Genomic DNA, 22,035 nt, shown 5'->3' on the forward strand with positions numbered 1-22,035 from the left:
ATTATTTAAACTTGAATTATATATGGGTTCTATAAAAGGCCTTGGGCCACTCCTTAAAACCGAACTGATCTTTAAAGATGAAGATTACGGCAAGCCGATTAGTGAAAAACTGTCTGAGACTTTACGTAGAAACACTTCTAAAAACGATTTGGCCAATATTGCCATACAGAGCAACGTAAGCTTTTCCACCATTCGTGATGTAGTATACAGAACAAATAGTCTAACAAAATTAAACGCAAAGGCAATCTCTCTGTTGATGCATGCCGCTTTTGAAAATTCCGTGGCGTATAAACTACAGGCCGAGGGGGATAATGTTTATCTGGGTGGACTACTAAATATTTAGCCGGAGCAACCAGTCGGTCTGCCTATCTGAGCCAATGAAATAAGGGTGTTCCCCAAACTTGGCAAAGCCATGCCTTTGGTAAAATTGAATGGCTTTTGGATTGTGTTCCCAAACTCCTAGCCAAATGTAGTTCTTCTTTAATGATTCTGCTTGGGTCACTATTTTCTTAAGCATCCACGAGCCGATTTTTTTACCTTGATGTTCTTTCAGCACATAAATACGTTCAATCTCCACAGAATCAGGGTCTTTTATATCAGTTTGGGCGGTTTCAATATTAAGTTTGAAATAACCCACCAGAGTCTCATCATCATAAACAAAATGAAAAAGACTATCCTTATTTGCGAGTTCGGCGGCTAGCTTTTTATAATGGAAAGCCTCATTGATATAGGTCTGGAAATCTTCAGGGTCATTGTCCTTTTCAAAGGCATCGGAAAAGGTGCTTTTTGATATATTTACCAAAGTATCCAAATCGGCACCCTCGCATTCCCGAAAGTGAAGCGGCATATGTGAATGGTTTGCCTTAAAATTATAGCAAAAAAAAGAGCCGAACAAGGTGTTGGCTCCAAATTTTTCAGGGGGATGTAACTGATTTAAAGCATAAAAAGCTTTTTAATCAAAAGCATAAATCCTGTGAAAAAATCGTTTCGGTAAACTTGGACGTTCTCGTCCATTGTAGTCTGTGTTTTTAGGGCCATGGTCAAATCGGTTTTGGTGGTGTTAATTTGGGTAAAAATTTCGATATAACCAAATATATAATCGATGAATGGTATTCTAAAACTATTGTTGTGTAATAGCTATAAAATGTTGTAAAAATGCGGTGCATATTTATTAAATCCTCATTTCCGGAACGTCTCCATCCACAACCAGCCTACCTTCGGTTGCTTTCTTGATTTCCTCCACGGAAACGCCTGGTGCCCTTTCCAAAAGTTTAAATCCTTGGTCCGTTACTTCCAACACGGCAAGATTCGTCACTATTTTGGTTACACATCCTACACCAGTCAAGGGCAACATACATCTTTTTAAAAGTTTTGAATCGCCATCGCGGTTCGTGTGCATCATTGCTACTATGATGTTTTCCGCAGATGCTACCAAATCCATAGCGCCTCCCATGCCCTTAACCATTTTTCCGGGAATCTTCCAATTGGCAATATCACCGTTCTCGGCCACTTCCATGGCACCTAAAATGGTTAAGTGAACATGTTGTCCACGTATCATGCCAAAACTGGTTGCAGAATCAAAGAACGAAGCGCCGGGCAATGTGGTAATGGTCTGTTTTCCTGCATTAATGATATCCGCATCCTCCTCTCCTTCAAACGGGAAAGGGCCCATGCCCAAAACGCCATTCTCACTTTGAAATTCTACACTGATATCGTCCCGCACGAAATTGGCCACTAAAGTCGGTATTCCTATACCAAGGTTCACGTAGTATCCGTCCTTAACTTCTTTTGCTATACGCTTTGCTATTCCGTTTTTATCCAACATATAAATAATGTTCTAATTCTATTAATGGAGCAATGAATCAATTGTGCTTCTTAAGATTCCTCTTGCTCGTACTTATAATTTTGTACATAATCAATCCCAACTCGTTGACATTTTCCTTTAAACTAGTTTCAAAAGGATAACTTTCCGCTCTTTCACAAAGGGTCAACCAATATTTTACTTCTTCCAATTCTTTCAGGGCTATTTTCACCTTATGGATAAAGTCCGCTCTACTTTCTGCATTCTGCGCCTCATGGATATTTGCTCCAATACTGGTGCCAGTTTTTAATAACTGATTGGCAACAACGTATTTTTTTCTATTTTCCAGAACTTCACAAAAATCAATTATCATCAAGGCAAAATCAACGGATTTGGTAACGATGATATTTTCCCTTTTAACCATTAGTTCATTTATTACATTGATTCCATTTTTCGCACTGTTCGTTGCTCAATTCTCTTCTCATATTTCCGGCCTTGGAAAATACGCTGTACAAATATTCCGGGAATGTGAATCTGATTAGGGTCCAGACTTCCTGCCGGAAGTAGTTCTTCTACCTCGGCCACGGTAATTGTAGCCGCACCACACATGCAAGGATTAAAATTACGCGCTGTCCCTTTAAAGATGAGATTGCCTGCCTCATCTCCTTTCCAAGCTTTGACAAAAGCGAAATCTGCTTTAAATGCGGGCTCCAAAACATACATTTTACCATCGAACTCCCTAGTTTCTTTGCCTTCGGCCACTTCAGTTCCGTAACCGGCTGGGGTGTAAAATGCAGGGAAACCCGCTTGGGCTGCCCTACACTTCTCTGCAAGCGTTCCTTGAGGTGTGAGTTCCACTTCTAGCTCCCCACTGAGCATTTGACGTTCAAACTCGTCATTTTCGCCCACATAGGAGGATATCATTTTTTTGATTTGATGTTTTTGTAACAGCAGTCCAAGTCCAAAATCGTCCACTCCGGCATTGTTGGATATGCAAGTGATGTCTTTAATGCCCAATCGCACGAGTTCGTCTATGGCGTTCTCTGGTATTCCACATAGGCCAAACCCACCCAACATGAACGTCATTCCGTCTTCTACTCCCTTCAAGGCATCGGATACATTGGCAACTTTTTTATTGATCATAGCATTCGTATTAATATTCCCTGAAATTACGATTTAAATAAAAAAGCCCCAAGCAAATTAAGATATGCTTGGAGCTTTATTTTATCAAAACGGATTGGACGGACTAGAAGTCTAGGTCATCCAAATCATCATCTGTATCGACATTTTCATCTTTTTGTAGTTGTGAACAATCCAAATTAATGGACATCTCCTCAGGCGCCTCAAAAGCATCTTTAGAGACCCCAATTTCTTCGTTGGCATAGTTCTTCTTCATGTAAAGTCCCCAAATAGGCAGAGCCATGGCTGCACCTTGTCCGTATAACAAACGGTTAAAGTGGATGGACCTATCTTCTCCACCTACCCACACACCGGTCACTAAATTGGGCACCATTCCCATAAACCAACCATCACTCTGATTCTGTGTGGTTCCTGTTTTACCCGCTATCGGGTTGGTCAATTCGTATGGGTAGCCGGTTATAATTTCCTTATATACGGTGTTGTTCTTTCCGTAAGTATGCCTTAGACGTCCCCCAGAACCGTATTGTGTAACACCCTCCAAAAGGTTGATCATCGCATAGGCAACATCCTTGCTCAGCACATCCTTGGTTTCGGGTTTGTATTCAAACAGCACGGTACCATTTTTGTCCTCGATACGGGTAACCATTACTGGTTTCACATACACTCCTTGGTTCGCATAGGTTCCGAAAGCCCCCACCATTTCATAAACGCTCACATCTGGAGTACCGAGTGCAATGGATGGCACTGCAGGTATTTCCTTAGTGATTCCCATATTTTTTGCCATGGAAACTACCGCTCCTGGGCCTACCCTGTCAATAAGTTGAGCTGTGATGGTGTTTACCGAATTGGCCAATGCGTTCTTTAAGGTCATATCTTCACCTGAGTATTTTCCATCAGAGTTCTTTGGCGTCCAAGCCAACATGTTCCCATGCTTTCCTGGTTCTATACTGTATTGGTTATCAGGAAGGGTATAACAAGGAGAATATCGTAATTGGTCAATGGCAGCGGCATATACAAAAGGCTTAAATAAAGAACCTGCCTGTCTTGAACCTTGAATTACATTATCATACTGAAAATGTTTATAATCTATACCTCCAACCCAAGCTTTCACATGCCCTGTTTGTGGTTCCATGGACATCATGGCGGTCCTTAGGAAAGTTTTATAATATCTGATGGAATCCATCGGGGTCATAATGGTATCCTTCTCATAGGAATCACTGTTCCAATCAAAAACCGTCATCTCCTCCTTTTTATGGAAGGTAGCCTCAATGTCCTTTTCCGATAACCCTTCCCTTTTCAAATGACGCCATCTGGCAGAACGCTTCATGGCGCTTCGCATAATGGTATCAATCTCGCCCTTTCTTAAATCCAAAAAAGGCGCGGTAGGGTTCCGGTCCGGTGTATTTTGATGGAAAAACTCCGCCTGCAAATTACTCATGTGTTCCTGTACGGCTTCTTCCGCATTACGCTGCATTCTGGAGTCTATGGTCGTGTAGACTTTTAGTCCATCCAGATAAATATTGTAGTTTTCGCCATCCGGTTTTGGGTTTTCACGGACCCATTGGTTCAAATAGCGTTGCATGTACATCCTGAAGTAAGTGGCCAATCCTTCCCGGTGCGATTCAGGGTTAAAATTGATTTTCATCTCCCTGCTCTGCAACGAGTCCTTCTCTTTTTCTGTAATATATCCATACTTTGCCATTTGACCAAGCACGGTATTTCGCCTATTGAACACCAATTCCTCCCTCCGCATTGGATTGTACAGCGAAGAGTTCTTGAGCATGCCCACCAAAACAGCGGATTCTTCGGTTTTGAGATCGGCAGGTTCTTTTCCAAAGTAAATTCTGGAAGCAGAACGGATACCGTCCGCATTGTAACCAAAATCATATATATTAAGGTACATGGCGATAATCTCTTGCTTGGTATAGTTCCGTTCCAAACGGGTTGCAATGACCCATTCTTTAATTTTTTGGGTAACTGCCTCAAATAGGTTTCTGGATCTAACCCCTACAAAAAGCTGTCGCGCCAATTGCTGCGAGATGGTACTTGCACCGCCCTTTGTGCCCAAAAAGGCCAATGCCCTTGCGAAACCGCGCGCATCAATACCGGAATGGTCGTAATATCTGGCATCCTCGGTAGCTACCAAGGCATCTACAATGTTTTGAGGAAGGGTTTCGTAATCTACCCAAGTTCTGTTGTCGTCCAAGTAGAGTTTCCCCAAGGTTTCGCCATCAGAGGAGATAAACTCGGTGGCCAAGTTGGTCTCGGGGTTTTCCAAACGCTCAAAGGTTGGCATTTCCCCAAACACTCCCCAAGAGGCCAATAGAAAAATAAGTACTACGGATAGGACGCCTGCTCCGAATATAATCCAGAACCACTTGATAAAAGGGAAAAAATTCTGCTGCTTTTTTTGTTGACGTTTCTTTGCCATTATAATTTTGGTGCTTTTTCTATTTCCAAACCAACATCCGTTATTCCCTCCAAAACATGGAGGCCCTCCACATCGCCATTTTTTCGCATGGCGTGGGAAATATTCACCTTATATACGCCAGAATCTGGAAAATCGATGTTTTCCTTGAACCAAAGTTTATTTTCTTTAATGCTGCCCATTCCTTTACCAAGCCATTCACCATTGGGCTCCGCCATTCTATATTCCAACGTGTCCTTAACGGTATTACCGCTAGGATATTCTAACTCGGTTATCAAAAATAAATTGCTAAAAGCAAAATTGTCATCGTTTCTAATATTGATGAACATGTTGTAGGTTTGGGTAGAATCCAGTTCAGAAAATTGAAAGTCAACATTCTGACCCATCTCCCATTTTGCTTCCTTAACCGGTTTATAATCTGAATAAACCAAAAATTCGTTGCAAGACGACAGGGTAAGAATCACAACCAAGAGAAACAAAAATTTATTTTGCATTGTGGGGTGCTTTAGATTTTGGTTTTCTACGCTTCTTCTTTCTTCTCTTCTTACTCTTGGGTTTGTCGAAACGGGTAAGACTGTCTTGGCCTACGACATTTTCGAAAGTAGTTTTTTCTTCCGCTATATTATCTGCGGCGTACTCCTCAAGACTGGCAACCTTATCGCCTTTCTTGTTAAGTTCCAGAATTTCCAAAACTTGGTCTTTGGAAAGTGTGTGCCAAGTTGCTGGTTCATCTTTATACGAAAACCATAGTGTTTCTTTAAAGATATCCGCCTTTTGGCAAAAGGCCAATCCTTTTTGGGTCTTGAGCTTACTGTCAGAAGGTGGGAAATCCTTCAATGCTTCCAGATACATGTCCAGCTCATAGTTGAGGCAACATTTGAGCTTGCCACATTGTCCCGCCAATTTTTGAGGGTTCAAGGCCAATTGCTGATAACGTGCCGATGCTGTGCTCACCGACCTGAAATCGGTTAACCAAGTAGAGCAGCAAAGCTCACGACCACACGATCCAATACCACCCAATCGCTGGGCTTCTTGTCGGTAACCGATTTGACGCATCTCAATACGGATTCCAAACGCTTTCGCCATGTCCTTAATCAACTGTCTAAAATCAACTCGATCCTCAGCAGTATAGTAGAATGTTGCTTTTGAACCGTCTCCCTGAAATTCAACATCGCTAAGTTTCATCTCGAGCTTTAACGAAATGGCTATTTCACGGGAACGCTTTTTTATCTCCTCTTCCCTATCTCTGCATTTTTGCCAGATGTCAATGTCCCGTTGTGTCGCTTTTCGATAAATTTTGGGAATGGTCTTGTCGTCGATGGATACTTTTTTGCGCTTCATTTGAATACGCACCAATTCCCCGGTAAGGGTCACCACTCCAACATCGTGGCCCGATTTGGATTGTGTGGCCACTACATCCCCAATGGACAGAGTGAGATTCTCCGTGTTCCGATAAAATTCTTTTCTACTATTCTTGAAACGTACCTCAACGCAATCAAAAGGTTTTTGACCGTTGGGCAACGACATATTGGAAAGCCAGTCAAAGACTGTCAGCTTGTTACAACCATCAGTGCCGCAAGTACCATTGTTCTTGCAACCACGCGGTTGTCCATCCTTGCCGGTTGAACAACTGCTACACGCCATATATAATATCTTGATTTAAGGAAACTTAATGGGCTTCCCTAAAAAGGGTTCATAAAAATTACTAGTTGTAAATATAACACAATTTGTTGCAGCATTGAAATACTACTTCTTGTATTTAAGAACCGGAGAGCGCCCTTTTTTAAAAATTTTATTACTGGCTCCCTTGCCCTTGCGCAATTCCTTCTGCTCTTCATAGGGCAATGCATGTACTTCCATACAATCCACCGAACAGCAATTGTTCATTTTCTCGGCGCACTCTTCACATTGTATGAACAACAGATGACAGGCTTCGTTGGCGCAGTTTACATGGGTATCACAAGGTTTTCCACATTGGTGGCAATGGGCTATCACGTCTTCGGAGATACGTTCTCCCCTTCTATGGTCAAAAACAAAGTTTTTGCCCAAGAATTTATTCTCCAGCTGTTTTTCGCGAACTTGTCTGGTATACTCAATAATTCCGCCTTCCAACTGATATACATTTTTAAAGCCTTTGTGCTTGTAATATGCACTGGCCTTCTCACACCGAATGCCACCGGTGCAGTACATTACCAGCTTTTTATCTTCTTTATGCTCGGCAAGGTCCTGTTCTATAATATCAAGGGAATCTCGAAAAGTGTCCACATCAGGCGTAATGGCATTTTTAAAATGGCCGATCTCACTTTCATAGTGGTTTCTCATATCTACCAAAACCGTATTCTCATCTTCAATGAGTTCGTTGAACTGTTCGGCGCCTACGTGTATGCCCTTGTTGGTGACATCAAAAGTGTCATCGTTCAATCCATCAGCCACAATTTTGTCCCTGACCTTTACTTTCAATTTTAGAAAAGACTTGTTGTCCTGCTCTATGGCAATGTTCAAACGTACATTTTCTAAAAAGACAATGCTGTCCAAATGTTCCTTGAATACATTGAAGTTTTCTGCCGGTACGGATAATTGGGCATTTATCCCTTCGTGTGCGACATAAATACGCCCCAGAACTTCCATGTCGTTCCAAGCCAAAAAAAGATGGTTTCTTAAAATTTGCGGATTGCCGATTCGTGCATATTGATAGAAAGAGATGGTAAGCCGTTCTTTCCCGGCTTCCTCGATAAGGGCTTCCCTTTCCTTTGCACTTAATGTGTTGTACAGTTGCATGCTATACTTTATTAAGTTAAAGAATGGTTCTAAAATTTGTGCAAAGATAAAAATTAAAGGGAGAGTAAATTAAAAGGGCCGCGAAGGCCCCCTTAATCCATTACCGTTTTCATAGCTGAATTTTCTTCCTCATAGCAATTGCGAGCCCTAAATGGCCCTATGGAGATGAGTTAGTGTCCTTAAGATGTATTGTTATTAAAAAGGTTGCGTGCCCTTTTTTTCATGTGGAAAGAAATGGTATTTTAGCCTTCCTAACAATTTTTACCATGAGCAAAGAGAAAGAAGCAAAATTAAAAGCCCTAAAACTTACGTTGGACAAGTTGGACAAAACCTACGGTAAAGGTGCTGTTATGAAAATGGGCGATAGCGTTGTTGAAGATGTAGAAGTAATTCCTTCTGGCTCTTTGGGATTGGATATTGCCCTCGGCGTTGGAGGTTATCCCAAAGGAAGAGTGGTTGAAATATATGGTCCGGAATCTTCCGGTAAAACCACATTGACATTGCACGCCATTGCAGAAGCCCAAAAAGCGGGTGGAATCGCTGCCTTTATCGATGCAGAGCACGCGTTTGACCGTTTCTACGCAAAAAAATTAGGGGTAGATATTGATAACTTGATCATTTCCCAGCCCGATCATGGAGAGCAGGCATTGGAAATTGCAGATAACCTAATACGTTCCGGGGCCATCGATATCGTAATCGTGGATTCCGTTGCGGCATTGACACCTAAAAGTGAAATCGAGGGAGAAATGGGGGATTCCAAAATGGGATTGCATGCCCGTTTGATGTCCCAAGCTTTGCGAAAACTGACCTCTACCATCAGTAAAACAAAATGTACCGTAATATTTATCAACCAGTTGAGGGAAAAAATCGGCGTAATGTTCGGTAATCCCGAAACCACAACCGGTGGTAACGCACTTAAGTTCTATGCTTCCGTCCGACTGGACATTAGACGCTCCACTCAAATTAAAAGTACCGATGGTGATGTTCAAGGGAACAAGACCAGGGTAAAAGTGGTAAAAAACAAAGTCGCCCCTCCGTTCAAAACCGCAGAGTTTGATATTATGTACGGAGAGGGAATCTCTAAAATCGGGGAAATACTCGACTTGGGGGTTGCCTATGAAATCGTAAAGAAAAGTGGTTCTTGGTTCAGTTATGGCGACACCAAACTGGGTCAGGGAAGAGATGCCGTAAAAGCGCTTCTTGTGGACAACCCAGAGCTATCCGAAGAATTGGAAAGCAAAATTAAGGAAGCCATAACCGCCTTAAGCGAATAAACCTTTTATCGATTTTTTGGGGAGTTTAACTTTTGGTTGTGAAAATCCTACGCAACCCCTACGCATACTGCACATCTAGGGAATAAAAGGATTTTTATTATGAAAAAAGTGTTAATGCCCTTTATGTTAATTGTGGCATGCTCATGGTTCATCTCTTGTGAGGTGGATGATGATTCCCCCAATTTTTACTTTACTGCCCTTACTACCGTGGAGGCCGAAGTTCCAGAGTCGTTCGAGTTTGGAAAAACTTACGATATTGAAGTAACCTACCTAAGACCTAATGGTTGTACATTTTTTGAAGGTTTCGATGTGTCGCAAACAGCAGAAACGGGTCGTGATGTCGTAGTGGTCGGTTCCGTGCTTACCGATGAGGACAGGGCCTGCACCGAAGCTGTGGAAGAAGTAGTGGCCACCTTAAAATTTAATGTAATTTACACCAAGGACTACACCTTCCGTTTTTACGCCGGGGATGATGAAGAAGGAAATGCTAAATTTTTAGAATACACGGTTCCGATTGCGGAAGAAGGTGAACCGACAAATTAAATAGCAACAATCCAAAATTGACCAACATTTGGATCTTGAAGAATTGATACATAACTGTCAAAAGGGTAACCGACAGGCACAGGCTGAACTATACCGGAGATATTCCAGTATTCTTTTCGGTATGTGCCTGAAGTACTCCCGTAACAAAACGGAGGCGGAAGATAGTCTGCACGACAGTTTTATGACCATATTCGACAAAATTGACCAATACGGTTTTAAAGGCTCTTTTGAAGGTTGGATCAAAAGGATAACCGTAAATACGGTTCTTCAAAAGTATAGGAAAGACCAACACCTCAACGTGGTTTCGGAAAATACCGAGGATGAGGAGGAGGTAGATACAGAAGATACGGATATAAGCCTCTCTACCCTTTTGGGATACATTCAAGAGCTACCGCACAAGTATAGGTTAACTTTTAACCTATACGTGTTGGACGGTTACAGTCACAAGGAAATCAGTGAGATGTTGGGGACATCCACTGGAACATCAAAATCGAATTTGGCAAGGGCCAAGGCCATTTTGAGGGAAAAAATAGAAAAAGCCAAAATAAACATTGCTTAAATAGAAAGACAATGGGGAAAAAGAATTTAGAGCAATTGTTCAAAGAAAGCTTTCAGGACTTTCAAGAAGTTCCGGACGAAAAGGTCTGGGCCTCTATCGAAGCTTCTTTGGACAACAAAAAACAAAAGAAGCGGGCCGTTCCTATTTGGTGGGGCCTCGGCGGTGCGGCGGCGGCTTTGATCATAGCTTTGCTGGCCATTAATCCATTTGGAGAAGAACAGGAGCAGATTATTACCGATGTCGAAAACATCTCAGTTCCTGAAAATCAAACAAATTCAAAAGAAAAGATAAATCGAGATTTTATTCCTCCAACTACTAACCAAAATGAGCAAAATGGTTTAGCAAATACTTCTGACAAAAACACCTTGAATCAAAAGGAAAATCAAGCAGAAGAGAACGGTTTTGCCAAAACCAAGGCTTCAAGTAGCACTGGAAATAATTTTTCCATATCAAACCAAAAGGGTTCACAATTGGCTCAAATCGATAAGAACCGTGCGCCAAAGGATGAAAAACTTTCTCAGGATAAAGAAGCGATGAAAAAGAACAACAGTGCCATCGTGATGAATATCGATGAGGAGGAATCTGCCAAAAGAAAAACAACTTTATCAACCAAAAAGAACGAAGATCAGGTTGCTGAAAACACTACAGAAAAAGACGTAACAGAGAAGCAGTCCATTTACGATGCCATTGCGGAGCAGGAACAATTGGAGGAAGCGGTTGCAAAAAACAACTCTGGAAAATGGTCGGTTGGTCCATCTTTGGCTCCCGTCTATTTTAATGGTGCCGGCGATGGGTCGCCCGTTGGAGCGGATTTTGCCACCAACTCCAAAACGGGGAACCTCAACTTGAGTTATGGCGTAAATGTGGCCTATGAGGTTGGCAAAAAAGTAAAGATACGTTCAGGGGTGCACCGAGTAAACTTTGGTTACAACACCAATGATGTGGTCTTTTCCTCTACCCTACAGGCAGCGGCGAGCAATAGGATAGCGAACATAGATTATGATCAAAACTCCGAGACCATACTGGTCCAGAGCAAGGAAAGTGCAAAGAATTCCCCTGTGTTGGGTGCCAAAGAAGTTGCTTTTAATGAAGTACCTAGCTTGGAAGGTAAAATGGTCCAACAATTGGGCTATATCGAAGTTCCGCTGGAAGTAAACTATGCCCTACTCGACAAAAAATTCGGGGTTGACCTAATAGGGGGTGTAAGCTCATTGTTCCTTGTAGACAATTCCGTTTTGTTGGAATCCAACGAACTGGTCACCGAAATGGGAGAGGCCAACAACATTAACTCATTAAACTTTAGTGCAAACTTTGGTATGGGGCTCAACTATCATTTTACCCCAAAATTCAGGTTCAATGTGGAACCTGTGTTCAAGTACCAGCTAAATACGTTTTCGAATGTTTCCGGTAATTTTCAGCCCTACTCCATTGGGGTGTACAGCGGATTTACCTTTAAGTTTTAGCACAAAAGAAGTTGGTTAGGAAGATTGCTCCTTTAAGCAATTAATTAAGCGTCCTATTTCATAGGGCGCTTTTTTGTTTGCCTGCAGAGATTAGCTTTTTTCCTTATTTTACGTAATTTCAATGAAAAAGAACATGTTGGCTTCCTTATCCAAGGCTTTATTGATTTTTTGCCCCATCCTACTGGTAGCAAACAATTTATTGGGTCAACAGCAACAACTAGAAAGCCCTAGCAAAGAGCAACTCACCTTTAAAGTATTTCCAACAAAGGATTCTCGAATGACCTTTGAAGAGGCTTACGGCAATTTGAACAAATTTTTACCGAAGGAACAAATTCACTATAAGACCCATCCTGATGAGACCTATTGGGTTATGCTCGATTTTGAGAAGCTGGAGCAATCCTTATCAAAAAATGAAAAATACTTTTTAACGTTAAACTGCTTTGATTACGGTCATGTTTATTACCAAAAAAATGGGCGCGTATTTAATGAACCTATAGGGCAGTTCAATAAAAATACCCTAAGCAACAAAACAAGCTCTTCCATATATCACTGCGAAATCCCAATTCCCGAAAATGCTCTAATCAACAATCGCTTTCTGTTTTTGCAGGTAAAGCGTATAAAGTTTATAGAATCCATCAACAATTGGACATTCTGCTTAAAACAGAGTTCCAATCAAAATTCCTACACCTGGAACAACATAAAATTGTCGATACCCACTTTTATCTACATGGGTGTTGGTTTTATTATGAGCATAGCCATGCTGATTTTTTATATCTACTTTGGAAAAATTGAGTTCTTGTTGTATTCCCTTTTTGTTTTGTCCATTATAATCTATCTGTTCCATGGGGAGTTGATCTTACCTGAAAGACTCCAACTGAACAATTCTTTTATCATAAGTTGGCTTTGGGATACCAATGCCATAATTCTGGGAATACTCTACCTAATGTTTGCTCTATTTTATCTTAACTTAAAAAAAGAGTACCCCCGAACCTATGTCTTTATCAAAATTGGGATATATGCACACGTACTTCTTTTGATAACAGATCTCTTTTTTTTCGCATTTAGGTATCATCTAGGACATATCTATCTTTTACAAGTATTAAGGGTCGTTTCGTTTTTGATAACCATTTCCTTTTTGATTTACTTGTTCATTTACAATAAGAACAGGATAAGTACAATTTTCCTGATTGGCGGAAGCAGTTATATGATAAGTATTTTCATCTATTACTACATTAACTTAGGTTCCGATTCCGACCCCATGCTTTATGGAAATTCTTTGGTGTTGATCATTGGCTCGATCCTCGAAATAATATTTTTTGCCTACGGCCTTACCTACAAGGCATTCAACGAATACCTTAAGCGTATTTATTTTGAACAAGAGGCCATTACCAATGAGAACAAGGCGCTCCGAGCACAAATAAACCCTCATTTTATCTTTAACGCCCTTGGGTCCATTCAGCATCTTATCCTTAAAAAGAAGAACGACAGTGCACTAAACTATTTGACCAAATTTAGCCGCATGGCGAGAAATGCCTTAGAAGCATCCGTAGAGGGTACCGGCACACTGGATGAAGAAATTGAAATGTTGAACGATTATTTGGAACTTGAATCCCTTCGCTTTGACAATGCGTTTTCATACAGTGTAGATATAGATGGGCAACTGGACACTTCCGAAATAGAAATACCATTTATGATTTCGCAACCCTTTGTAGAAAATGCGATCATACATGGTTTACTGCCAAAAACTTCGGGCCAAAAAGAGCTGACCATAACCATGAAAGAGGAAGAAGGTTCGTTAAAAATCATAATCGATGATACCGGTGTAGGAAGACATCGGGACAATGAAACCAAAATAACATATCCCAATCAAAGAAAATCAAGAGGGCTCGATGTAACGATCAAGAGACTGGAGTCATGGCATTTTGGCTCGGGAAAGGTAGAAATAGTGGACAAATTGGATAACCAAAGTAAGTCAATGGGTACCAAGGTCATTATTTCCATTCCATTGGAACAATACCAGTAAGGCTCACATCTCCATAACTGTGGAGCTAAAAGTTAATTAACTAGGTTTCTTCGCAATAACTATCGATAAATTTCTTACATTCAAAACCTAAACACTAACTAACCCTTTGATACTGTGAACTCTGAACAGTTTGAAGACATTCTCATATACTTTTCCAAATCCTTGATGGGAAAAGAAAATGAAGAAGACATCCTTTGGGATCTGGCCAAAAACTGCATCTCTAAACTGGGGTTTGTGGACTGTGTTATTTATTTGGTCGATCAAAACAGACAATTGCTTGTTCAGAAAGCCGCTTATGGACCCAAGAATCCTAAGGATAAGGCATTGTACAATCCTGTTTCCATTTCCATGGGCGAAGGCATTACGGGAAATGTTGCAAAAACGAGAAGGGCAGCATTGATTCCGGATACATCAAAGGACCCTAGGTATATTGAGGACGATGCCAATAGACTCTCGGAAATATGCGTTCCCATTGTGCACGAAAACCATCTTTATGGAGTGATTGATTGTGAGCACCCCGAAAAATGCTATTTTAATGAACGGCATTTAAAAATGCTTTCCGCCATAGCTTCTATCTGTGCCATAAAGATCAAAAGTGTTAGGGCCGGCCAAGAAGTGCTCAAAAAGCAAGAAAAACTTTTAAAAATCCGAGAAGAGATGCTAGAACTCAAAGTATTGGCACTCAACTCACAGCTCAACCCCCATTTTTTGTTCAACTCACTGAACGCAATCCAATATTTTGTTACTTCCGAAAAGAAAAAACTGGCACTGGAATACCTGTCCACTTTCAGTAGACTCATACGGTTCTATTTAAGGCAATTGGGGAACGATACCGTTTCACTCTATAACGAGATTGATATGCTGCACTGGTATCTTAAGCTTCAAAAACTACGGTACGATGATTCCTTTGACTACGTAATCGCCATGGAAAAAAGCTCCGAAACACTCCAAGAAGCCATAATACCTTCATTTGTTACCCACACCCTTTTTGAAAATATAATCGAACGTTCCATGTTCAACCAAAAAAAAGGGCAACACTTTAAAATAAGCTTTAGATCCACCAACTCAGAAGTTGTACTGGTAATTCAATATCAGGAATTTGATTCAAAAAACACTACGCCACCAGAATATCGGGCACGCATATTAAAATGGCAAGATCAAATCAAGTTGCTCAATACGGCAAAAGGGTACAATATTAAAAATGAAAGCAAAATCCATAAAATAGGGGAAAGATGGATTGGCAACATAACACTTACTCTCCCCAATTTAAGATAGCTACATGAAATTTTACGTGAAGTTTATTTTATCCTTTTTAGCCGTTTTTCCCGCTAATAATCTTTTCTCCCAAAACCTTGAAAGTTCCTTTTTTAAAAAAGAGATAGGTTTTAAAATTCTAAAAACACAAACTGATACGACCTATAGTGATTTCCTGACCAAGAAAAGTCAGTTGGTAAAACCCGAAGAAATATCGGAAAAAACTTCCCCTGAGGATACCTATTGGATTCAGTTGGACTTGTATGATCATGTATCAAACCGTTCCAATGACAATTACTTTTACCTGACCTTCAACTCATTTGATCATGCCACCATATATCTGGAATCACAAAATAAAATGGTTTCTAAAAAAATAGGCAAGTTTGACAAAAACAATGAGAGCAGCCAAGTAAATCATTCGTATTACGACTCATTTTTAAAGTTGAGAAAGAGCAATTTGCTCGATAATGAGCATCTATTAATAAAAGCAAAGCGAATTAGCTTTAAGGAGGATGTCCAGAATTGGGGCTTTACCATTAGCAATGCCTCGCCCAATGCATTTGTTTCGCAAAAGGATTATAAGGACCAACTCCCCTACTATTTCTTTACAGGGCTTTGTTTTATCATGTGTTTTACCACATTGTCCTTTTACTTCTTCATCAAAAAATCAGAATTTTTGTGGTACTCCATTTACATTGTGGTGACCTTTGTGTATGTGTGCGGACTTAAGTTTGGCATATACGAGTTCATCTTTAACAATAACTACATCTCCTACTGGGTTTCCCAGAGTTTCTTGTTTGTGGACAACATTGTGTATCTGTTCTTTTTTGCAAGTTTTCTTCAATCTAAAAAAGAATACCCATTTGTTCATTTTTTGGTACAAGTGCTTGTGGTTCTGAACAGTATAATCCTTATATGTATTGGTGTTTTGTTTGCGCTAGGCGACACCATAGGTTTTATCTTTATTACACAAAACGCCTATGCTATACTTAACTTTACCGCACTTATTGGCCTGGCCTATCTCATGTATGTGGGCAAAGATCCTTTGGCCTATGTAATGGCCTTGGCCACATCTGCCTATTGTGCCGCTCCTTTGATTAGAACATTTTATTCGACCCCTGAAGATGGATTACTGCTGGATGGGCTTTACTATATAATTATTGGTTGTTCTATTGAGATGGTCATATTTGCATTCGGTCTTTTTTATAAAATCCATTTGGAATTCCGCGAAAACCTGATGCTCCAGCAAAGAGCTCTTTTTGAAAAAACAAGAGCGCTACGGGCCCAAATAAATCCACATTTTATTTTTAACTCATTAAGCGCGATTCAACATCTGGTGTCCGTGAAAAAAATCGAAAGTGCTTTAAAATATTTGAACAAGTTCAGTCGGCTTACCCGAAATGTTCTGGAAAGCTCCATGGAAATCAACATTCTTTTATCGGAAGAAATAAAAATGCTCGAAGACTACTTGTCGTTGGAATTGTTGAGGTTCGACAACAGTTTTTCCTATATAATTACCATGGACGAAGGTCTTGATCCCGGCGAAATAGAGATTCCTTCTATGATTTTACAGCCCTTTGTAGAAAATGCATTGATACATGGACTGCTGCCAAAAAAATCCGGAACAAAACAACTCCATATTAGTTTTACGAAAGATAATCATGATCTAATATGTATCGTGGATGACACCGGAGTAGGCCGTTTGGCTGCAAAGGATAGGCTTCATATCTATCAGAATGAAAAAAAATCAAGGGGACTGGAGGTTACCAAACTACGATTGCAATCATTAGGCAAAAACAAAGATTCCATTACCATAGTGGACAAATATGATGATTACAATCATCCAGAGGGAACAAAAGTTATCGTTCGTATTCCCCTAAAAATCCTCTAATTCTTTACCAAATCCTCCAAAATAACCTGTCTCACCTCTTCACGAAGCGTTGAGGTATCGGAGGCAGCTAAAATTCCTGTCTCGAAAAATGGATGCACAATGGCACGTATCGGTCCCGGTGCCCCACTTAAAAAAGTAAAGGAAAAACGTTTTTTATTGTCCAAAAATGTCATCGGCACCACAGGAATGTTGTGGGCAATGGCCATTTTAAACGCGCCATCCTTGAACTTGTCCAGAACCACATGCTCTTCCGGAACGCCCCCTTCGGGAAAAATACAAATGCTCAGCCCTTGGTTAAGACGTTTCTGGGCACGGCGATATACACCAGTACGGCTTTTTACACTATCCCTGTCCACCAGAATACAAACCCGCTTATAAAAGAAGCCAAAAATTGGAATGCTAACCAATTCCTTTTTGCCTACAAACACAAATGGATTAGGACTAACTATCAGCATTAACATAATATCCAGCATACTGGTATGGTTTGCCACCAACATGTAACTTTTACCTCTTTCCATTCGCTGTTGACGCAGAATTTTTGGAAAACAGCCCATTCCATATAGGATTGGCCTCGCCCACAAATTCCGGGCAAGCCAAAAAAATTGGTGATAGGTCTTCTCCGAAATGGTCAACAGAAGAAGAATAGGAAAAAACAAAAGAATGGGCACGGTAACCAGAATATAGAACCAGACCCTATACAACACATGTCCCACATTTTTGATTGCTCCAAGCATCCGCCAAATGTAAAGTATTTCCAAAATTTAGCTCTGATAGCGTCCCATCTTTTAGACTAAAAGCCACTTTTTTTATAAGTAAGGGATGCTTACTTTTACGGGCAAAAATTAGGCATGGCACGAATACTTACCGGCATACAGAGTACAGGAACACCACATTTGGGGAATATTTTGGGTGCGATTTCACCAGCTATAGAAATGGCACAGGATCCAAAGAATGATTCCTTCCTCTTTATCGCAGATATGCACTCGCTTACCCAGATTAAAGATGGGGAGCTGCTACGGAACAATACATATGCTATTGCTGCCGCTTGGCTTGCATTTGGACTGGATATTGAAAAAACAGTTTTCTACAGACAGAGCGATATTCCGCAAACGGCGGAATTGGCTTGGTACCTTAGCTGCTTCTACCCCTACCAAAGATTGACCTTGGCACATTCGTTCAAGGACAAGGCGGACAGATTGGAAGATGTAAATGCCGGACTGTTTACCTATCCTATGTTGATGGCCGCCGACATTTTGTTGTATGATGCGGATATTGTCCCAGTGGGAAAAGACCAACTTCAGCACTTGGAAATGACGCGTGACGTGGCGTCGCGCTTCCACAACCAAATGGGAGAAACTTTTGTAATGCCAGAGGCCAAGGTACACGAACAAACCATGTACGTACCAGGAACCGATGGCGAAAAAATGAGCAAAAGTCGCGGAAACCTCATCAATTTGTTCCAGACCGATAAAAAGTTGCGGAAGCAGATTATGGGCATTGTTACGGACAGTACTCCTATGGAAGAGCCCAAGGACCCGAGCAAGGACAACGTGTTTGCATTGTACAAATTATTGGGAACTCCAGAACAGGTAGAAGAAATGAGTGCCAACTATTTGGCCGGTAATTATGGCTACGGACATGCCAAACAGGCCCTGTACGAACTTATCGTGGAAAAGTTTGAAGAGCCCCGCGAAAAGTTCGAGTACTACATGAACCACAAAAACGAAGTCGACGAAGCTTTGGCCTTTGGTGCAGAAAAAGCCCGTAAAGTAGCCGATGGAGTGTTAACAAGGGTTCGTGAGAAGTTGGGATACTAGCCTTTCATCGTCAATTTGATGGAATCGCTTATTATTATCTGGACACCTAAATTAGATAACCCTCCTTATTTGGGGCAAACTTTACCAAAACCTCGATTTTCTGTGGCTTCTCCCCGCTGAACTACACCCAAAAACAGAGTGACTGTTCTGTTGTGGCTTGCATCGATGAGCTGTTGTTTTCCAACACTTCAATTCGTTTATGTTGCTGTTTTTTCAGATGAGCGGCAGGCACTAGTGCCTATTTTAAGCTGAAGAATCACTTTTTCCCAAAAATCCAATCATCCATCAATATAACCCCTATACCCTTTACCTAAAACTTTTTACCTATGTCAACTACACCGCTTCGAACATTTTACCGGGCAATGGTCGGATAACTCCCTTCATCTCCATGTTCAATAAAGTGGATGAAACCTTAAAAATGGGCAGGTTGCACTCCAAAGCAACGGTATCCAGCAACTGTTTCCCGTTTATCTGCAGGTAGGAGTAGATTGACTGTTCTGTTTCATCCAACTCGACGAACAGCTGTTTTTGCACCGTTTTTTCCTGTTTTTCTTCCTCAATTTCCCATCCTAAAAGGTAAACCAGCTCTGCTGCAGAGGTCAATAAGTGTGCTTTTTGATATTTGATGAGGTCATTGCACCCCTTGCTCCACTTATCGGTCGCCCTTCCCGGAACAGCGAAGACATCCCGGTGATATCCATGTGCAATATCCGCCGTGACCAGACTGCCGCCCTTCTCTGCTGATTCTATGACAACGGTAGCTTCGCTGATTCCGGCAATAATCCTGTTACGTTTTAGAAAATTCTCACGATTGGGTTGACTGTTGCTCCAAAACTCCGTGACAAAACCACCGTTTTTCTCCATCTTGGTTTCATATTTGGCATGCACCTTTGGATAAATTTGATTAAGCCCGTGTGCCATACAGGCAATGGTCTGCAATCCATGGTCCATTGCCGCCTTTTGAATGGAAATATCCACCCCATAGGCGAAGCCACTTACAATGACCGGGTTTAGCGGGGCTAATTCTTCAATAAATTGAGTACAAAATGAAGTCCCGTAGTTGGTTACGTTCCTAGTCCCGACCACACTGATAATTTTTTGGTTGTTCAAATCAATGTTTCCTCGTTGGAAAAGCAAAATCGGACAATCCACACAATGCTTTAGACGGGCAGGATAATCATCATCCATAAAATAAGAGATGATAATATCTTCTTTGGTCAAAAATTCAAACTCCTTTTGGGCTTCTTCCAGATGGATGGTATCAAATAGACCCTTTAAGGTCATCTTTCCAATCCCATCAATTTTTAAAAGGTGGTGCAGCTTGTCCTCAAAAATAGCTGTTGAACTTCCGCAATGGGCAATTAATTTTTTAGCCGTAACATCTCCGATATTCGGAATGTTTTGCAACCGTAAGGCCGCAATAATTTCAGGTTCAGTCATTTGATTTGGGCGTCAAAGTTGTCCACAAAATACAGATTTTCAAATGTTAATAAAAAGTTATCCGGCTTATTTTGTACTGTCCCATTTTTTACAATATTTGTGCCTATGCGGATAGATTCATACATAGAAAAATTGTTGTTCGATTACAATTGTGTTGTAGTGCCAGGTTTTGGGGCTTTTTTGGCCCATGGTAAATCCGCAGAAATTGATTTGGCGACCAATACATTGGTGCCACCTAGCAAGACCATTTCCTTTAACGCCCAACTGTCCAAAAATGATGGTTTGTTGGTGTCCCATATCTCCAAAGAAAAGAATTTGGGGTATGAGGATATGCTTCATGAAGTGGAAAACATTGCCGACGATTGGAACACCAGATTGGCCCAAGGAGATAGCATTGAGCTTTTTGGAATCGGAAAATTGTGGCATAACAGTGAACAACGTATCCAGTTTCAACCCGAAGAAAAAATCAATTTTTTGACTTCTTCCTTTGGACTATCCACATTTGCCGCTACTCCAATTCAACGTGAGGTCATCAAAGAAGAGATAGAAGAATTGGAAGAGCGTATTCCATTTATCATCACTCCAGAGAAAAGGGAACAAACTTCCTTTAGACCTTGGTTAAAGTATGCGGCAGTTATCCTGTTGGCGGTGTCTTTTGGTGCTACATCCTACCGTACTTATGGGGAACTCCAACAAAAAGAGGTTGCCGCTCAACAAGATGCGCAACAAGAAGTATCCCGTTTGATCCAGGAAGCTACGTTTTTTGAAAGTGCTCCATTGGAATTGCCCGCCATCAACATTAAAGTGACCAAAAAGAAATTGGGCAAACATCACATTATTGCCGGTGCTTTTCGTGAAGAGCAAAATGCCGACAAAAAGGTGGACCAACTCAAACAAAAGGGATACAATGCATTTTATTTGGGTGTGAACAAGTACGGATTGCATCAGGTAGCCTATGATAGTTTTGATGACCCCAAGGAAGCTCTCATATTTTTAAGGGAGGTAAAAAGCAAGGAATCAAGAGATGCTTGGATGCTTTCCGAGAAATAATCCCGCTTTCCTTTAAAACCATTCCACACTTCAATATCTTTGCGCAAAATTTTAAGGTATGCGCGCTAAAAAACCCAGTGAATCCCGTACGGTAATGACCGATTTGGTATTACCAAGTGAAACCAACCCCCTCAACAATCTTTTTGGCGGGGAACTCTTGGCCCGTATGGACCGGGCTGCCAGTATCGCCGCTCGACGACATAGCCGTAGAATTACCGTTACCGCTTCGGTAAACCATGTGGCCTTTAACCGAGCTGTGCCATTGGGCAGTGTTGTGACCGTGGAAGCTGCTGTTTCACGTGCATTCAATACCTCCATGGAGATTTTCATCGATGTTTGGATAGAGGATCGCTTTACGGGTGAGCGTACCAAGGCCAATGAGGCCATTTACACCTTTGTTGCGGTAGACGATACCGGGAAACCTACGGAAGTACCCGCTCTGGACCCTGAAACCGACTTAGAGAAGGAACGTTTTGCCGCTGCTCTGCGAAGAAAGCAATTAAGCTTGGTGCTTGCCGGCAAATTAAAACCCGCAGATGCCACGGAACTTAAGGCGCTTTTTACCGCTTAAGTT

At 41.2% G+C, this 22,035-nt stretch carries 21 protein-coding genes; 11 read left to right on the top strand and 10 right to left on the bottom strand.

Annotated features, from left to right (window positions below; translation table 11 throughout):
- Nucleotides 1-22: 22 nt before the first annotated feature.
- Entirely contained in the window at nucleotides 23-343 is a 321-nt protein-coding gene (locus tag GUA46_RS01490; RefSeq protein ID WP_108245546.1) for a hypothetical protein, read from the top strand.
- Here the strand turns inward: GUA46_RS01490 and GUA46_RS01495 are convergent.
- The 8 genes from GUA46_RS01495 to trhO all read right to left on the bottom strand — a co-directional run bounded on the left by GUA46_RS01495 (nucleotide 332) and on the right by trhO (nucleotide 8,147).
- Nucleotides 332-847, bottom strand: coding sequence for a GNAT family N-acetyltransferase (locus tag GUA46_RS01495; RefSeq protein WP_108245547.1), 516 nt, complete (start codon nucleotides 845-847; stop codon nucleotides 332-334). The two genes, GUA46_RS01490 and GUA46_RS01495, sit on opposite strands and share 12 nt — an antisense overlap.
- 324 nt (nucleotides 848-1,171) lie before the next feature.
- Nucleotides 1,172-1,825 (bottom strand): 3-oxoacid CoA-transferase subunit B, encoded by a 654-nt coding sequence (locus GUA46_RS01500; RefSeq protein ID WP_108245548.1) that lies wholly within the window; start codon nucleotides 1,823-1,825, stop codon nucleotides 1,172-1,174.
- A 37-nt stretch (nucleotides 1,826-1,862) separates the two neighbouring features.
- Nucleotides 1,863-2,225 (bottom strand): four helix bundle protein, encoded by a 363-nt coding sequence (locus GUA46_RS01505; RefSeq protein ID WP_176619007.1) that lies wholly within the window; start codon nucleotides 2,223-2,225, stop codon nucleotides 1,863-1,865.
- A gap of 11 nt (nucleotides 2,226-2,236) precedes the next feature.
- Nucleotides 2,237-2,944, bottom strand: a complete 708-nt coding sequence (locus GUA46_RS01510; RefSeq protein WP_108245549.1) for a CoA transferase subunit A — start codon at nucleotides 2,942-2,944, stop codon at nucleotides 2,237-2,239.
- Nucleotides 2,945-3,047: 103 nt separating this feature from the next.
- On the bottom strand, nucleotides 3,048-5,372 hold the full coding sequence (locus GUA46_RS01515; RefSeq protein ID WP_176619008.1) for a penicillin-binding protein 1A: 2,325 nt from the start codon (nucleotides 5,370-5,372) through the stop codon (nucleotides 3,048-3,050).
- Nucleotides 5,372-5,863: a gliding motility lipoprotein GldH gene (locus tag GUA46_RS01520; protein ID WP_176619009.1), complete on the bottom strand. Its 492-nt coding sequence runs from the start codon at nucleotides 5,861-5,863 to the stop codon at nucleotides 5,372-5,374. Before GUA46_RS01520 ends, GUA46_RS01515 begins: the two co-directional genes overlap by 1 nt.
- Nucleotides 5,853-7,013, bottom strand: a complete 1,161-nt coding sequence (locus GUA46_RS01525; RefSeq protein WP_108245552.1) for a PSP1 domain-containing protein — start codon at nucleotides 7,011-7,013, stop codon at nucleotides 5,853-5,855. The genes GUA46_RS01520 and GUA46_RS01525 overlap by 11 nt, the downstream gene beginning before the upstream one ends.
- A gap of 102 nt (nucleotides 7,014-7,115) precedes the next feature.
- Nucleotides 7,116-8,147, bottom strand: coding sequence for an oxygen-dependent tRNA uridine(34) hydroxylase TrhO (trhO, locus tag GUA46_RS01530; protein ID WP_176619010.1), 1,032 nt, complete (start codon nucleotides 8,145-8,147; stop codon nucleotides 7,116-7,118).
- Nucleotides 8,148-8,413: 266 nt separating this feature from the next.
- Here trhO and recA point away from each other — a divergent pair, with 266 nt between their 5' ends.
- The 7 genes from recA to GUA46_RS01565 all read left to right on the top strand — a co-directional run bounded on the left by recA (nucleotide 8,414) and on the right by GUA46_RS01565 (nucleotide 17,154).
- The gene (gene recA, locus GUA46_RS01535; protein WP_176619011.1) at nucleotides 8,414-9,421 is read left to right on the top strand and encodes a recombinase RecA; all 1,008 of its coding nucleotides are present in this window, start codon (nucleotides 8,414-8,416) and stop codon (nucleotides 9,419-9,421) included.
- A gap of 99 nt (nucleotides 9,422-9,520) precedes the next feature.
- On the top strand, nucleotides 9,521-9,964 hold the full coding sequence (locus GUA46_RS01540) for a hypothetical protein (RefSeq protein ID WP_108245555.1): 444 nt from the start codon (nucleotides 9,521-9,523) through the stop codon (nucleotides 9,962-9,964).
- A gap of 28 nt (nucleotides 9,965-9,992) precedes the next feature.
- Nucleotides 9,993-10,523 (top strand): RNA polymerase sigma factor, encoded by a 531-nt coding sequence (locus GUA46_RS01545; protein WP_176619012.1) that lies wholly within the window; start codon nucleotides 9,993-9,995, stop codon nucleotides 10,521-10,523.
- An 11-nt stretch (nucleotides 10,524-10,534) separates the two neighbouring features.
- Nucleotides 10,535-11,986 carry an outer membrane beta-barrel protein gene (locus tag GUA46_RS01550; RefSeq protein WP_176619013.1) on the top strand — a complete coding sequence of 484 codons (1,452 nt, stop codon included), beginning with the start codon at nucleotides 10,535-10,537 and terminating at the stop codon, nucleotides 11,984-11,986.
- A gap of 121 nt (nucleotides 11,987-12,107) precedes the next feature.
- Nucleotides 12,108-14,009, top strand: a complete 1,902-nt coding sequence (locus tag GUA46_RS01555; RefSeq protein WP_176619014.1) for a sensor histidine kinase — start codon at nucleotides 12,108-12,110, stop codon at nucleotides 14,007-14,009.
- Between the two features lie 114 nt (nucleotides 14,010-14,123).
- Nucleotides 14,124-15,284, top strand: coding sequence for a histidine kinase (locus GUA46_RS01560; RefSeq protein ID WP_176619015.1), 1,161 nt, complete (start codon nucleotides 14,124-14,126; stop codon nucleotides 15,282-15,284).
- Between the two features lie 4 nt (nucleotides 15,285-15,288).
- Complete coding sequence (locus tag GUA46_RS01565) at nucleotides 15,289-17,154, top strand: sensor histidine kinase (RefSeq protein ID WP_176619016.1); 1,866 nt, start codon at nucleotides 15,289-15,291, stop codon at nucleotides 17,152-17,154.
- On the opposite strand, the gene GUA46_RS01570 is transcribed toward GUA46_RS01565, so the two are convergent.
- Nucleotides 17,151-17,888: a lysophospholipid acyltransferase family protein gene (locus GUA46_RS01570; protein WP_176619017.1), complete on the bottom strand. Its 738-nt coding sequence runs from the start codon at nucleotides 17,886-17,888 to the stop codon at nucleotides 17,151-17,153. The genes GUA46_RS01565 and GUA46_RS01570 overlap by 4 nt on opposite strands.
- Nucleotides 17,889-18,002: 114 nt before the next feature.
- On the opposite strand from GUA46_RS01570, the gene trpS reads away from it, so the two are divergent.
- Complete coding sequence (gene trpS / locus GUA46_RS01575) at nucleotides 18,003-18,971, top strand: tryptophan--tRNA ligase (protein WP_176619018.1); 969 nt, start codon at nucleotides 18,003-18,005, stop codon at nucleotides 18,969-18,971.
- A gap of 333 nt (nucleotides 18,972-19,304) precedes the next feature.
- Here the strand turns inward: trpS and dprA are convergent, their stop codons facing one another.
- Nucleotides 19,305-20,411 (bottom strand): DNA-processing protein DprA, encoded by a 1,107-nt coding sequence (gene dprA / locus GUA46_RS01580; RefSeq protein ID WP_176619019.1) that lies wholly within the window; start codon nucleotides 20,409-20,411, stop codon nucleotides 19,305-19,307.
- A 105-nt stretch (nucleotides 20,412-20,516) separates the two neighbouring features.
- Here dprA and GUA46_RS01585 point away from each other — a divergent pair, with 105 nt between their 5' ends.
- Nucleotides 20,517-21,461, top strand: coding sequence for an HU domain-containing protein (locus GUA46_RS01585; RefSeq protein ID WP_176619020.1), 945 nt, complete (start codon nucleotides 20,517-20,519; stop codon nucleotides 21,459-21,461).
- Between the two features lie 58 nt (nucleotides 21,462-21,519).
- Nucleotides 21,520-22,032: an acyl-CoA thioesterase gene (locus tag GUA46_RS01590; protein ID WP_108245565.1), complete on the top strand. Its 513-nt coding sequence runs from the start codon at nucleotides 21,520-21,522 to the stop codon at nucleotides 22,030-22,032.
- The last annotated feature ends 3 nt before the right edge of the window (nucleotides 22,033-22,035 follow it).

The sequence above is a fragment of the Flagellimonas chongwuensis genome (genome assembly GCF_013376415.1).
Classification (GTDB): domain Bacteria; phylum Bacteroidota; class Bacteroidia; order Flavobacteriales; family Flavobacteriaceae; genus Flagellimonas; species Flagellimonas chongwuensis.